Genomic DNA, 12,560 nt, shown 5'->3' on the forward strand with positions numbered 1-12,560 from the left:
GTTGCCTAGAATTATAATGACAACGATTTGTGGCGAACTTGAAAATGACTGGTTCGCGAAGGGTGCATCCAATGAATTGCAGGTTGCCACCACACCGCAGCGTTGTCGTCATCGATTTCGCTAATGCCGATTGTCGGAGTTCTTATGTCTCCGGCGGGCCGCTTTGCCTGTAAGGATGGCGACGTGCTTTGAGGCAAGGCCGTAGCCCGGTGGTCCGGATTTGCCAGATGTTTTTGAATTATATATTGAAATTGCCCCGTGCGATATCGGATCGGACCGTCCGAAGCGTGCCGTTTTTCGAGGGGGAGAGAATCCAAATGGATCGCCGATCCGTTGGGGGCCCCGCGTCGGATGCGCAGGCTCTGGAAAGCGGAACATTTCGTGAGGCGATGAGCCGGTTGCCGGCTGCCGTCTCCATCATCACGAGCGCGGGCCCGGCCGTGCCGTGCGGCATCACCGTCTCCAGCCTCGCGTCGGTGACGGATGATCCTGCGACCGTAAGCTTCTGCATCGCGCGGCGCTCCTACGCAAACGCCACGTCCAAGGCCAATCGCGCGATTGCGATCAACCTGCTGACCGATCTGCAGACGGACCTGGCCATGAAATTCGCACGCCGTCCGGAAAACGCGGAAAACGCCGATATGTTCGCCGACGGCGCCTGGATTGTGGAACGCGAAGGGGCGGAGCAGGGACACGTGCGCCCACCCATTCTGGCGAACTGGGGCCCTGTTCTGATCGGAGAGATCGTCTCCGCCTCGAATATCGGGACGCATAGTCTTTTCATTTGCCGGGTTACCGACGTGCGCCTCGGCGGCCGGGCGTTTCCGAGCCTCTATTTCCGCCGCGCCTTCACCACGGTCAGCGACCTGCCTGCCATTCCGACGTGAGAAAGGTGGGCGGTGATCTGCGGGGTTACGGCCTCCTACAGCAGGCGGTGAAAGTCGTCGGACCTTTCCCGCATGGCGGCGAAGCGGTCTTCCCCCAGTTCGTTGATCAACAGCCGCCCCATGAGGTCGGCACGGATATATTCTATCGCCAGCAGACTGATGACGGTGTTCGTTGTGGCCACGGCATCGACGGTATCGTTTTCCTGGAAAATCGCGACCAGCGCGTCCTCCTCGTCGGCAATGACCGCGGAAAGGCGATGACCTCCCAGCCGTTTGGCAGCTCTGTCACCGCACAGGCTGAGATCGTAGCTGCACGGGCCCTCGAACTGAGTATGCCCGTAAACGGCGATGTACACCGCCACCCCGCGCGCGCTCGCGGACTCCAGATCATCCTTCAACGAGGTGAGTTCCGCATCCCAGAACGCGGCGAAGAGAGAGGTTTGCGCCGCCTGGATCCTCGAGCGCGACGCCGTGAGGACGCCCTTGTAGTTCTTGAGCGACCATATCTCTCCCGTGTCCGGCCGGCTTGGCAATTTGCACAGGCCGTTCGTCGCGGTTTCCAGCGCCTCGTGGAACTCGCTGCGCACCCTTGCCAGCACGTCCTCATATGGCGTTGCGACGTAAGTTTTCGGTTCTCCGTGCTGGACCATGACCGCCCCCTTGTCCGCCAGTCGGTCGAGGGTTTCGTAGATCTTGGAGGTCGGTACGCCGCAGGATTTCGCCACTTCGTGTCCGTTCAGGCGCGCGCGCTCTAGAAGGGCGCAATAGGCCCGCGCTTCGTAGAGGCTGAAACCGAGTTGGCCGAGCGCATTCGTCAGTTCGGTCATTCGCAGCGAGGTCACCACATTTTTCCTCTTGTTACCTTGCGGCACGATGATACACTATCTCTTATTAACTACTAAGGTAGTGTAATTTAGTAGGCTGTAAAAATGGAAAGAATTTCATCTTGGGCTCCATGGGAGCAAAAGGTCGGCTATTCGCGGGCCGTGGTAAAGAACGGAATGGTTTTCATTTCCGCCATCATCGCAACGGGGTCGGACGGAAAGATTGTCGGCGTTGGCGGTGTCTACACGCAGGTCAAGACGATCTTCGAAACCATCGCCGGGGTGCTCTTGGAGGCGGGCGCCAGTTTTCACGACGTCGTTCACAGTCCTCTCTACCTCACGGACATCGCCCTGTTCGAAGACGCGGTGCGCGCACACGGTGAGGTTTTCGGCGATATTCGGCCGGCTTTCACATTGCTTCACGTCAATTTCTTCGTGAATCCGGACATGCTGGCTGAAATCGACATCATGGCGATCAAAGATAAGTAGGTATCCCCATGTCCGACGCAGGCACCTTGACGACCTCTCAAGTCGTTCTGTTGGCGGCTACGGTCGGTTTGACCATAGCCAACAACTACACCTTCCAGCCGCTCTTGCCCGAAATCGTCGGAGATTTCTCCGTCGGTACCTCTGGGGCGGGGTGGGTGGCCGCCGCGCCTTCGTTCGGATACACGGTCGGGCTTCTGCTATTTGTCCCCCTGGGGGATCGGCTTGACCTAAGCAAGCTGATCAGCCGCCAACTCTTCGCCCTGGCGTTGTGTCTCTGTCTTGTGGCAGCCGCTCCGAGCTTTCCTCTCCTGCTCGGAGCTGGCATTGTTTGCGGCATATTGACGACGGTCGCGGCTTGCCGGGGCGCGTCGCGGGGCCGTTGTCGGCACCATTGCGATGGGCATCTCGCTTGGTATCTTGTTGGGGTGCACCGTTGGCGGCGTCATCGGAGAGCTTCTGGGCTGGCGTGCCATGTGCCTCGTCATGGCAGGCATTGCGGTGCTGGTGGCGGTTGGCATCATGACGCGGTCGCCTCGTGTGGCCACCAACCGGGAGGTTTGTCCTACCGGGCTATCCTGAAATCGGTTCCCAACTCATTTCTGGAACATTCCGCCCTGCGCTATCTGACGACCGCGGGGTCGGCGTGGTTCGCCATGTTTTCCGGCATATGGGTGACCCTTGCGCTCTATCCGGCGACGCTACTTTTCGGCTATGGCCCTGCGGTGGCGGGATCATTCGGCGTCATCGGCGCCGCTGGGGTCGTTTCATCGCAAGTTGCTGGGCGCGCCAGCGACCGTTTCGGAGCTGGGGCGGTGATCTCCGGTTCGCTGGCTCTGGCCTGTCTCGGCATCCTGTCGTTTTTGCTCTTCAGGCAGAGCCTGACGGGCCTTGTCGCCGGTATTCTTCTGATGGATATCGATTGTTTCGGGGCGCAGCCAGCCAATCAGGCGCAGGCCCTCGCGATCTCTCCGCCTACGGCCAACCGCGTCTACAGCGCCTATACGGTTGTTTATTACACGATCGGAACCATCGGGGCGTTCATTGCTCCGGTGATTTTCACCTGGTTCGGTTGGCAAGGTGTGTGTGGAGCTTTGTGCTCTGCGCGGTGGCTTTGTTCGCGTCAATGATGGGAATGCGCCGTTCTGCAACGAACGTCAGCGCACAAGGGGCGGGCTAACCGCTTAGGCCGACCGCGCGGCTGCGAACTGAGTAAGAGCGTCGTCTTTGCCCAGCCTTCCTTCTTCAGCTTGGCGAGGAGATCGTCGGCGATCATGTCGAAGGTGTTGGTTGTTGCGGCGCTGGCGGGCATCGGAAAAACTCATGTCCGGATAGGCACCAAGGGCCATCGTCTTCTGTTTTCCGGAGAAGTGATAGGAGAGGCGCCAGAGATGCGGACCGGTCGGCTGGACAAGGAGAAAAAGGCCGCCGCCGCCGCTCAATTTTTGCGGCTTGGGCGGGGGGCTTGATTGGGTGGATTTGCGTGTTGTTGAGGGGCATTTATTGGTATCGGCGTTGGTGCCTGAGGCTCGATACCAACAAAATTGCCGGATGGCAGTGGACGGAACCGCACACCTTCGGACGCTAAATCTGGGAAAATCGAGCAAAATCAGAGGCTTTTCGGACTCTGTCGGACTTCGCTGGACTGTTTGGGAAAGGCAAATGGTGCCAGGGGCGGAATCGAACCACCGACACAGAGGCGGATTTTCAATCCCACGATACACGGCCGATAGCCCAATCTTTAGAATATTTTACGCTTCTCATGACCGGTCCTGGTCACACGGGTGTCACAGGAGAAGGTCGAATGGCGACCATCAGGAAGAGTGGAGACAAATGGCAAGCTCAGGTCCGCAAGACCGGTGCTAAGGCATTGTCCAAATCATTTTTCAACAAGCGCGATGCCGAGCGTTGAGCAAGGGAACGGGAGACTGCAATAGATCTCGGTCAATCCGATCTCTATGAAGGCCGCCATCTGACGCTTGGCGACGTTCTGGCGCGCTATCAGGCAGAGATCACACCGACCAAGAAGGGCAGGGACACGGAGAGCCGTCGCCTTGACCGGTTGAGAAGGGACGCCATTGCCAAGATGCCACTGGCATCACTTGATGCCCCCGCCTTGTGCTAGTTCAGGGATCGGCGTCTGAATGACGGCAAGAGGGCATGTCAGTACGATCTGGTTCTGATCCGTCATGCGCTTGAGATCGGTCGCAAGGAATGGGCGCTGCCCATCCGAACGAACCCTGTCGATGACATTCGGGTGCCGAACGGCATCAGGGCGCGTCATCGCCGGCTTCTGTCCGGTGAGTTCGACCGTCTGAAGCAAGCGGCTCCGCTCACCCGGAACCCGCTGACGTTGCCCGCTGTCGAACTGGCAATCGAGACAGCGATGCGTCGCAGCGAGTTACTGGAGCTACGTTGGGAGGATGTCGATGCCGCGGAGAGGCTTGCCCATCTTGAGGATACCAAGAACGGTCAACCAAGATCTGTCCCTCTGACGGACCGTGCTTTGTCGATCCTCGAACATCTGCCCCGCGTGTCAGATCGTGTCCTGCCGCTCACGGAGACGGCTCTCAGACAATCCTGGGAGAGGTTGGTTGCCCGTGCCGGCATTGAGGATCTCCACTTTCACGACCTACGACACGAGGCGATAAGCCGTTTCTTCGAGCGTGGCTTGACCATTCCTGAAGTGGCATTGATCAGCGGATATAAAGATCCAAGGATGCTATTCCGGTACACGCATTTGAAACCGGAGAATGTGGTTGCGAAGCTCAATGCTCTTGAAGCCGCTTAGCGGAAAGTGACATCTGGAGAGCCATTGTCGAGATGAGCGGTCCCTTGGCGAAGCACTGCCGTCATCGCCCGCATGGATGGTTTGTTCGCAATACCCGCATCAAGGCATTCGGCTCCTCATCGTCGCCACATCCGTTGACGCCACGGAGCCATATCGCCGGCATGTCGGCAATGTGATTGGCCGGAAGGAATTTGTCTGAATGACTCGCCGGCCATGACCTGATGAGACTGCGTATTCGAATCTTGCGTGTTAGGTCGTGTTCCACTCTGTTCTGGAATTAACTCGTCAGCGATACATATGCCGCCTATACTGGAGCCTATTCAGACGGCGTTTGACGACCGAGGAATTCAGGGTGAGTGGTGCTGCCAAGCACAAATCCCCCCTCTTCGAATGAGGGCAGTTCTAGCGAGGCCGAACGTGACGTTGTTCAGACGTTGCCGCCCACACTTGCCGTGCCTTCTGACAAGCCATTCGATGCGGCGTCGTTCACTCGCAAGATGATCAAGAAGCATCCGACCTTGAACGCCTATCTTGGTCTTTAGCGCGGTCGATCATTATGCCCATTGATCAAGCCGAACCTCGTTGGTTGACTGCCGGTGAGGTGATTGCGATCAATGAAGCTGTCGTTGAATTTTCCGGTGAAACGTTCTTGGTGCGGGATCATGCCCTCTTGGAAGGTGCCGTCAGTCGTCCTCAGCAACTGTTTATTTATGAAGGCGTGACCGACATTGTCCCACTAGCCGTGCGGCTGATCGTTGGACTGGGTCAGGCGCGTGCCTTCGAGCAAGGCAATAAGCGGACGGCTTGGTATGCTGGAGAAGCGTTCTGGGAGTTGAACGGCTACACGATGGGCGCTCCATCCGTTGGATATGACTATCGGCTGGCCCGCCTGGTGGAAGCCGTCATTATCTATGAAGCCGATGAGGTGGAGCTGTCTCTCGCCTTAATTGATGCGCTCTATCCGATCAGCTCAGGCGACCGCTGAAACGCTGTCTTCAGACGTTTACGGCTTGCCACTTGTCTCCACGCTTCCTGATGGTCGCCAATGGCCCCCATCGCCGGCGCTGCAAAAAACAAGGCCTGGCACACCCCTGTCACACTCGCGTCACAGCTGACCGCCCAGATAGCCAATGATGGGCTTGACGGAGGAATCCGACAGAATCACCTTATTGTCTGTTAAGGATTTGATCTTGAAGACGTTTTTACGCCGAGGAATGGCGCCCAGGGGCGGAATCGAACCACCGACACGCGGATTTTCAATCCGCTGCTCTACCAACTGAGCTACCTGGGCCAACCAAGGGTCAGTGCGCCGTTCGGCGAGCCCCTGAAAGTGGGCGTCTTATAGAGAACCCATTCGCCCCTGTCCAGCCGGTTCGTGCGCTTTTCCAAGCCTAACGCCATTCCTTGCGGAAAACCTCCCGCTCCATCCCCCACAATTTGCCGGACATACCCTTTTATCATGCCTTATGAAGGAGTTGACCAATGCGTCAGTCCGGCCGCACGGCGCTCTACGAGTGAGCGGAGCGGCCGATTCGATGGGTCGGAGCCGGCTCCGGGCAGGGCAGGTGGGGCAGACTCAATCGGCATTGCGCTCGCCGAGGAAGGTTCCGGCCGCGGTGTAGTTGCCGGTATCCTCGCGATAGGAGAAGGAGCCGAGCACGCCGCCCACGACGTCGCTGGTGCTGGAGGCGAACGATCGGTTGGCGGTGAACGTCGCCCCGCCGCTCGTATTGGTGCCCTGGAGAACTTGTTGACGGCGGTCAGGTCGATCACCGTGTCCTCGATGGCGGTCGAGGCCGAAAAACGGCCTTCGTCGAAATCCGTGATGGAGAGCGTGTCCGCGCTCGTGTGCCGAAGTTTCAGTTGACCCCCAGCGCCCCGGTCGCAAGACAACGTGAGGTCTGGCTGCCGTCGATGCGTTCCACGTTGCCGACGGCGTGGCCGCTGTATGTCGCCGTCGCAGTGCCGAGATCGCGGGTGGTGTCGGTGTCCGGCAGGTCGCCGGCCACCCATGTCGCGAGGTGGAAATAGTCGGTGCGCTTGCCGTCCGTGTCGAAGTCGATGGCATCCTCGCCCGTCGCATCCGTTTCCAACCGCGCGCGCCAATAGTCCCAATGCATGAACTCGCAGGTGCATTTGACCGGCGCGGTCGGATTGTCGGCGCTTCGGAAAAGCCCGGCATCGGCTTCAGGAACGGCATTGCCGGAGATGAAGTAGTTCTGTGAGGCCGTATCCTCCGACTGACCGTAGGACTGATCGTTCAGATAATCGGACGTATCCCAGTAGTTCAGGGAGTTGCGCACCTTGTTCGGGTTCTCCACCGCCGCGTAGGTGTCGTTGTCGACATAGGCGCTGCCTCCGTTCTGCGGATTGGAGTCCTCTTCGTAATCTTCGTATTGAACGCCCTGGCCGAAGGCGAATTCGAACGATCCGACCCCACCGAATTCCGGAGATCCTTCCAGTCTCGTCTCGATGAGCTGCGTCGCCAGATCCGCGTTCAGGATGCCCATTTCCACGCCGACCGTGTTCTTCGTCGCATCGAACTGGACGACGAAATCGAGTGGATCGTATCCGGTGAAGGCGGTGGCGCCCGTTGTCACTTTGCTTTCCGCAAGTCCTGCGGCGTAGCTCAGAAGCGTGTCTGTGCCGCGATAGGTGGGCGTAATCGGATTTCAGTTCCTTGGTCTTCAGTTGCGCCACACGGATCGTGCCGAACGCCTCGCTCGCAAAGGCGCCGGAGGCGGGGGAACTGTCGATGAAGGCGCCGTTGTCGTCGACATTGAAGCCAAGCACGAAATTCTCCGCATCCGGGCCGAAAATATGGTCGCCTTCCGCATTGGACAGGGACGAGAACTCCCCGCCCGCAGCCAGAAGCGAACTTTCCGCCGCCCTGACGTCGCCGCGCCGGGTGCTGGAAATCACCCAGGCGCCGTCTCCCTCTTCCTGCGTGATCTTGCCGGCGATGACAGAGATGGCGGATTGCTGCGATGTGCCCGTCCCGTCGATGAGGAAGGACACATCCATGAACTTCGGATTGGTGACGGCGATGTCGTCCGGCTCGATGACGATCAGCCCGCTGGTGCCGACCTTGGAGACGAAGGTATCGCCCAGCGCATCGACCGTCGTCTGCACCACCATGAAGAGATTGCTTTCATAGGGATCGCTTTCGTAAAGCGCTTGGGTGAGCATCTCGCGCGGATCGCCGGAAAGCGAATAGGTGCGGATATGCGCGTCTTCTTCGCTCTGGGTGAGGTACTGCGAGAAGTCCGTGCCGGTGCCGGTCAGGAAATAGATCGGATCGGAAGCATCGAGCGTCGCTGTCCCCGAGGTGCTTGCCGCCTCATCCCCCGGTGTTGTGACCGCGAAGCCAAGGTCGGTCTCGGGAAAGAGCGCGGCAAAGGTGAAGTTGTCGGCCCCCGATCACAGGAAGCCCGCATGGGTGATCGCCTCTTCCGGCAGATATTCCTGCGAGGTCAGAAGACCGGAGAACGTGTCCGCGGACGCCGACCAGGGCGGCGGATCCGTTTCATCCGCGTCCGTTGCGCGGCCCGTGATGAGCCAGAAGGCGCTGCCTGTCGCCGGTTCGGTCCCGTAATCTGCCAGGCCGATCGGTAGCGTGTAGGCGGTGCCGTCCACGGTAATGCCCGCTGTCGTCACCAGGCTGGTTGCCGCGGCATTGATCATGGCGATGTTGCCGTCGAACAGATCGCCGGTAACGGTTTGATCCGTGTCCGAACTGCCGCCCACGAGATCGTATGAGCCGGGATCGGTAATCGTGCCGTCGCCTGTCACCACATAGGTGTCGCCGGCGGTCAGAACGCGGAAACTTCCCGGACCCAGAGATGTCGGGCGATCGGTGTCGATGGTCCGCTTGTTCGTGTCGTTGGTCTCGTTGCCGCCCGCATCCACATCGTTGATCCGCGTGGCGAGCACCACTTCGGGCTTTGGCGGGGGCGTGGTGTTGGAATAGCCGAGCTGCGAATTGTTCTGCGAGACGCCGCGATTGACGTCATCGTTTTGCGGTTTGTGACGTGCGCCGCCGCTCTGGCCGCGCCGGCTGATGAGCTGGCGCTGCACGCGCCCCAGATCTTGCGGCTGCGTGCGTCGCAGCAGCACGGCCCCGCCGTTGCCCAGCTCCATCGTGTAGCCGCGCTCATAGATGCGACGGTGGCCGCCATTGGTGCCTTTGAAGGAAGGCTCGTCGCCGAAGATCAGCGAGAAGGTCGGGTTGTCGCCCAACGTGTTCAGATTGGCGATGCCGCCGCGAATGCCGATCGTGCCGACCGGTATCTTGACCGTGACGCCGCCGGACTTCTTGGAAAGACGGCCGCCGACGAAACGGGCGACGCCCTTGGAGAAACTGGCCACCAGGTTGCCGTTGCCCGATGCCGGATCGTAGACGAATTCGTCGATCACGAGATCGGAATGCGGGCCGACAGTGAAGGTCGATCCGTCGACCAGCAGCACCTGGACGAGACCCTCGCCGCGCGTCTGGATGCGTTCGCGGTGGATGATGTTGTCGCCCAGCACAAGCGTGCGGGTCGAGCCGTTCGGCGGCGTGCCGTGGGCCTGAGGGTTGACGGCGGCCGTCACGCCCACCTTGGGCGCAGCGGCGGCGGGCAGGGGGCAGGCGAGGGCGCCGGTCAGAGCAAGGTCGCTCAGGATCCGGGCTGCAACGGGTCCGGTTGCAATGCTTGCGGGTTTCATCACGTCTCGTCTCCTGTTCAGCCCGGCGCTGCCGCCTGGAGCGTTTTGTCGCCTTCTAGAATCGGCCGTGTTCGCCCCCTCTCCCATGGGGAGAGGGTTGGGGTGAGGGGTGTCGCGCTCTCAAGGATATGGAGAACCCGAAATCTCTCACCCGGGCCTGCGGCCCGACCTCTCCCCATGGGTGAGGTGTTTGCCTCTATCGCTTCCGCCAAATTCTGAAGTGCTCAAAACTTCTTCAGGACTGACACGGTCACCGAGCCGTTGGCGAAATCGTCGGTCGGATAGTTGGAAACGGCGCGGCGGTATTCGCCCGCCATCATCAGCGCCCAGTCGTCCGCTACCGGCACCGTCAGCGTGCTGCGCACCCAGTATTCGTCGTCTTCCTGCACATGGGCGGCATCGATCGCGGCATCCGCCTCGTCGTACCAGCGCGCGAGATAGCCGCCGTCGAGATCCACCGCCCAGGGGCGCTTCAGCGCCTTGATGGGCGAGGTGAAGGTCTTGCGCAGGCCCGCTCCGGCGCCGAGTTCGTAATCGTCCGCGAAGTCGGTCGCTGTGTTTTCGTGCCCCCCCGAAATCTCCGTGCGCACGGCGAGACTGGCGGTCAGAAAATAGGTGTAGGCAAAGCGGCTTGAGAGCCGATAGCCGTTGCGATCGGAAACGGTCGGATAGGTCGCGCTGTCATTGAACCAGTGGCGCCGGAATTCGTTCTTGCTCTCGAACTTGGAGCGGATATCGGGCAACCAGGCGAGGCGGACGTCCGTGCCAAGCGTGCCGGAATAGTTGGCCTCGTCGAGCCGCACGCCGCCGAGAATGGCGTAAACGCCCAGTCGCACATTGTCCCAGCCAAAGTGTGCCATGTTGAAGGAGGGGCCGACCGTCAGTTCCGCAAGCTCGGTGTGGAGACGGCTTAGCTCCGCATAACGCGCGCCGTAGAACAGAAGATCCCCCTCGATCTGGTCGCCCTGGTTCGCCAGGTCATAGGAAACGTGGGCGGTGTCCGCCAGATAGGCGTTGAAGTCGTTCTGGCTGACCGCGCTGTCGCTGAGTAGGCACTCAAGCCCATTCAACATGATGGAGCGGCTGCCGGGGGCGGCGTTGGCATTGGATTGCCAGTGCGCGCCGACAATCAGCGAGGCGGAGAACTTGGCCGATCCTGCGCCTGATCGATGCCCGCGAGATAGACGTCGACCCGCTCGCGCACCTCGCGCGGTACCTCCGGGCCGGAAATGGCAGCCTCGAAATATTGCCGCGCCACGTCGAAGGCCCCGATGCGATAGTAGAGAACGCCGAGTTCCAGTTGCACGCGCGGCAGGTCCGGCGCGTAGATCAGCATCCGCTCCAGCGTGTAGATGGCGGCTTCATGGTCGTCGACACGGGCCGACAGCGCCGCATAGGCAAAAGCGATATCGAGATCGTCGGGGGCGGCCAGCATTGCCTGCAGCAATTGCGTGCGCCGGGTTTCTATCTCGCCCGCCGTCGCCTTGGTGCCGGGCACGCCGCCTGCGTCGCCCTGATCGCTTTCGGATTTGTTTTCCTGTGGCTGGGTGCGTGCGCTCATGCCGGTCGGGGCCATCGTCTCCGCCGCGAGCAAACTCAAATACACGCCGACCGCGGTTGCCCCAAGCCGTCGCACCATTGCCACCTCATTGCATCTGAACCCGGCAATCAGGCCAATGCATGAGGCGAAGAGTCAATTGAATGACGTAAAATAATTCACATCTATGGCAAGTTGTGCAGCCATGTGGCCTCCTGGACACAGAATCTGGTCAGAATCCTCGAGGGGATTCCCGTTAAATCATTGTTTTATTGAAGGTCTGGATCGTTCGGATCGATGTCGTCCATCTCGACCACCGGGATGCTGTAGCTGCCCGACAGCCACCTGTTGAGGTCCACATCCGCGCACCGTGTGGAGCAAAATGGGTAGTTTTTTCGACGGATAGCTTGCCGCAGTTCGGGCAGGGGCGCGGTGGCCTGTTGGAGACTTCGGAGCTCTTGTCGTTCTTATCCGTATTCATGCGTATTGTTCACTCTCGTGAGAATTCCCGGACAGGCGATAATGTATTCGCATTTTTCACAATTTCGGACGTTGCACGCGGAAACGGGGCCGACCTCGCAAAAGGCGCGATGCACGAAAGACGCGGATTTACGCGTTCTGTCCGATCCACTCGGTTGCTGCTTCTATTCGCTGAGTGCGAGCGTGTCTGCCCAATTCTGCCGGACGGGATAGCCCGCGCCGCTCAGCATCGAGACCGTCTCGTAGATGGGAAGACCCACCACATTGGGGTAGGACCCCACCAGCTTGACCACGAACGATCCGGCAATGCCCTGGATGGCATAGCCGCCCGCCTTGCCGCGCCATTCGCCGCTGTCGAGATAGTTGCTGATCTCCGCCTCCGACAGACGCTTGAAACGCACGCGCGTCTCGATCAGCTTGTGTCGGGAGCTGCCGCTGGAAACGGCCACGCACACGCTGGTATAGACCCTGTGGGCACGGCCCGACAGCAGTCTCAGGCAGCGCTCGGCCTCCTCGCGCAGTTCCGTTTTCGGTAAAATGCGTCGGCCGACCGCCACCACCGTATCGGCGGCAAGCACGATCGCGCCTTCATAGTCTTCATCCGTATCGACCGAGCGGCGCACCACCTCCGCCTTGGTGCGCGCAAGCCGGGTGGCAAGTGCGCGCGGCGTCTCGCCCCGGGTCGGCTCCTCGTCGATATCGGAGGGGAGCAGATAATCCGGCTTGATACAGACCTGTTCGAGCAGAGCCAGCCGCCGCGGCGACCCGGATGCGAGAACAAGCCTTTTGCGATCCGTCATCGGCAGCGACCGTCATGGCCGCCGGGCTCCGCTTCATGCGGGCCCTGA

General features: G+C 60.2%; 13 protein-coding genes, 1 tRNA gene and 2 pseudogenes. 7 read left to right on the forward strand and 9 right to left on the reverse strand.

Features of this window, described 5'->3' with window-relative positions; all coding sequences use genetic code 11:
• Window positions 1-317 precede the first annotated feature (317 nt).
• On the forward strand, window positions 318-887 hold the full coding sequence (locus QNJ43_RS25050) for a flavin reductase family protein (RefSeq protein WP_300474417.1): 570 nt from the start codon (window positions 318-320) through the stop codon (window positions 885-887).
• 35 nt (window positions 888-922) lie between these two features.
• Here QNJ43_RS25050 and QNJ43_RS25055 read toward each other — a convergent pair whose 3' ends face one another.
• Entirely contained in the window at window positions 923-1,729 is an 807-nt protein-coding gene (locus QNJ43_RS25055; RefSeq protein ID WP_300474419.1) for a TrmB family transcriptional regulator, read from the reverse strand.
• An 87-nt stretch (window positions 1,730-1,816) separates the two neighbouring features.
• On the opposite strand from QNJ43_RS25055, the gene QNJ43_RS25060 reads away from it, so the two are divergent.
• From QNJ43_RS25060 to QNJ43_RS25070, 3 genes and pseudogenes are all read left to right on the forward strand, one after another.
• Window positions 1,817-2,200 (forward strand): RidA family protein, encoded by a 384-nt coding sequence (locus QNJ43_RS25060; protein WP_300474421.1) that lies wholly within the window; start codon window positions 1,817-1,819, stop codon window positions 2,198-2,200.
• Between the two features lie 372 nt (window positions 2,201-2,572).
• Window positions 2,573-2,779: pseudogene (locus tag QNJ43_RS25065) on the forward strand (hypothetical protein); the annotation flags it as partial.
• A complete protein-coding gene (locus QNJ43_RS25070) occupies window positions 2,758-3,327 on the forward strand; it encodes a hypothetical protein (RefSeq protein WP_300474423.1) in 570 nt (189 codons plus the stop codon). The pseudogene QNJ43_RS25065 and the gene QNJ43_RS25070, both read left to right, overlap by 22 nt.
• Window positions 3,328-3,381: 54 nt before the next feature.
• Here QNJ43_RS25070 and QNJ43_RS27745 read toward each other — a convergent pair whose 3' ends face one another.
• Window positions 3,382-3,639: an Arm DNA-binding domain-containing protein gene (locus QNJ43_RS27745; protein WP_346433124.1), complete on the reverse strand. Its 258-nt coding sequence runs from the start codon at window positions 3,637-3,639 to the stop codon at window positions 3,382-3,384.
• Between the two features lie 815 nt (window positions 3,640-4,454).
• Between QNJ43_RS27745 and QNJ43_RS25080 the strand changes: the two genes are divergently transcribed.
• Together QNJ43_RS25080 and QNJ43_RS25085 are read left to right on the forward strand one after the other, a co-directional pair.
• On the forward strand, window positions 4,455-4,988 hold the full coding sequence (locus tag QNJ43_RS25080; protein WP_300474425.1) for a site-specific integrase: 534 nt from the start codon (window positions 4,455-4,457) through the stop codon (window positions 4,986-4,988).
• Between the two features lie 586 nt (window positions 4,989-5,574).
• Window positions 5,575-5,973: a Fic family protein gene (locus QNJ43_RS25085; RefSeq protein ID WP_300474428.1), complete on the forward strand. Its 399-nt coding sequence runs from the start codon at window positions 5,575-5,577 to the stop codon at window positions 5,971-5,973.
• 230 nt (window positions 5,974-6,203) lie between these two features.
• Here QNJ43_RS25085 and QNJ43_RS25090 read toward each other — a convergent pair.
• A tRNA-Phe gene (locus QNJ43_RS25090) sits at window positions 6,204-6,279 on the reverse strand.
• A 568-nt stretch (window positions 6,280-6,847) separates the two neighbouring features.
• A complete protein-coding gene (locus QNJ43_RS25095; RefSeq protein WP_300474431.1) occupies window positions 6,848-7,588 on the reverse strand; it encodes a hypothetical protein in 741 nt (246 codons plus the stop codon).
• Between the two features lie 80 nt (window positions 7,589-7,668).
• Here QNJ43_RS25095 and QNJ43_RS25100 point away from each other — a divergent pair, with 80 nt between their 5' ends.
• Window positions 7,669-8,145, forward strand: coding sequence for a hypothetical protein (locus tag QNJ43_RS25100; RefSeq protein ID WP_300474433.1), 477 nt, complete (start codon window positions 7,669-7,671; stop codon window positions 8,143-8,145).
• A gap of 263 nt (window positions 8,146-8,408) precedes the next feature.
• Here QNJ43_RS25100 and QNJ43_RS25105 read toward each other — a convergent pair whose 3' ends face one another.
• From QNJ43_RS25105 to QNJ43_RS25125, 5 genes and pseudogenes are all read right to left on the reverse strand, one after another.
• Window positions 8,409-9,695 (reverse strand): FecR domain-containing protein, encoded by a 1,287-nt coding sequence (locus QNJ43_RS25105; RefSeq protein WP_300474435.1) that lies wholly within the window; start codon window positions 9,693-9,695, stop codon window positions 8,409-8,411.
• Window positions 9,696-9,919: 224 nt separating this feature from the next.
• Window positions 9,920-10,768 (reverse strand): hypothetical protein, encoded by an 849-nt coding sequence (locus QNJ43_RS25110; RefSeq protein WP_300474438.1) that lies wholly within the window; start codon window positions 10,766-10,768, stop codon window positions 9,920-9,922.
• Between the two features lie 56 nt (window positions 10,769-10,824).
• On the reverse strand, window positions 10,825-11,271 hold the full coding sequence (locus QNJ43_RS25115; protein ID WP_300474440.1) for a tetratricopeptide repeat protein: 447 nt from the start codon (window positions 11,269-11,271) through the stop codon (window positions 10,825-10,827).
• 230 nt (window positions 11,272-11,501) lie between these two features.
• Window positions 11,502-11,713 (reverse strand): annotated as a pseudogene (gene yacG / locus QNJ43_RS25120) (DNA gyrase inhibitor YacG).
• A gap of 163 nt (window positions 11,714-11,876) precedes the next feature.
• A complete protein-coding gene (locus tag QNJ43_RS25125; RefSeq protein WP_300474443.1) occupies window positions 11,877-12,512 on the reverse strand; it encodes a Maf-like protein in 636 nt (211 codons plus the stop codon).
• Window positions 12,513-12,560: the final 48 nt, after the last annotated feature.

This window comes from Breoghania sp., from assembly GCF_030066895.1.
Taxonomy (GTDB): domain Bacteria; phylum Pseudomonadota; class Alphaproteobacteria; order Rhizobiales; family Stappiaceae; genus Breoghania.

What these genes read in the sequence shown, in the direction of transcription:
- QNJ43_RS25050 (WP_300474417.1), top strand. Translation starts at nt 318, where the DNA reads ATGGATCGCCGATCCGTTGGGGGCCCCGCGTCGGATGCGCAGGCTCTG.
- QNJ43_RS25125 (WP_300474443.1), bottom strand. Translation starts at nt 12,512, where the DNA reads ATGACGGATCGCAAAAGGCTTGTTCTCGCATCCGGGTCGCCGCGGCGG.
- QNJ43_RS25115 (WP_300474440.1), bottom strand. Translation starts at nt 11,271, where the DNA reads ATGGCCCCGACCGGCATGAGCGCACGCACCCAGCCACAGGAAAACAAA.
- QNJ43_RS25110 (WP_300474438.1), bottom strand. Translation starts at nt 10,768, where the DNA reads ATGTTGAATGGGCTTGAGTGCCTACTCAGCGACAGCGCGGTCAGCCAG.
- QNJ43_RS25060 (WP_300474421.1), top strand. Translation starts at nt 1,817, where the DNA reads ATGGAAAGAATTTCATCTTGGGCTCCATGGGAGCAAAAGGTCGGCTAT.
- QNJ43_RS25105 (WP_300474435.1), bottom strand. Translation starts at nt 9,695, where the DNA reads ATGAAACCCGCAAGCATTGCAACCGGACCCGTTGCAGCCCGGATCCTG.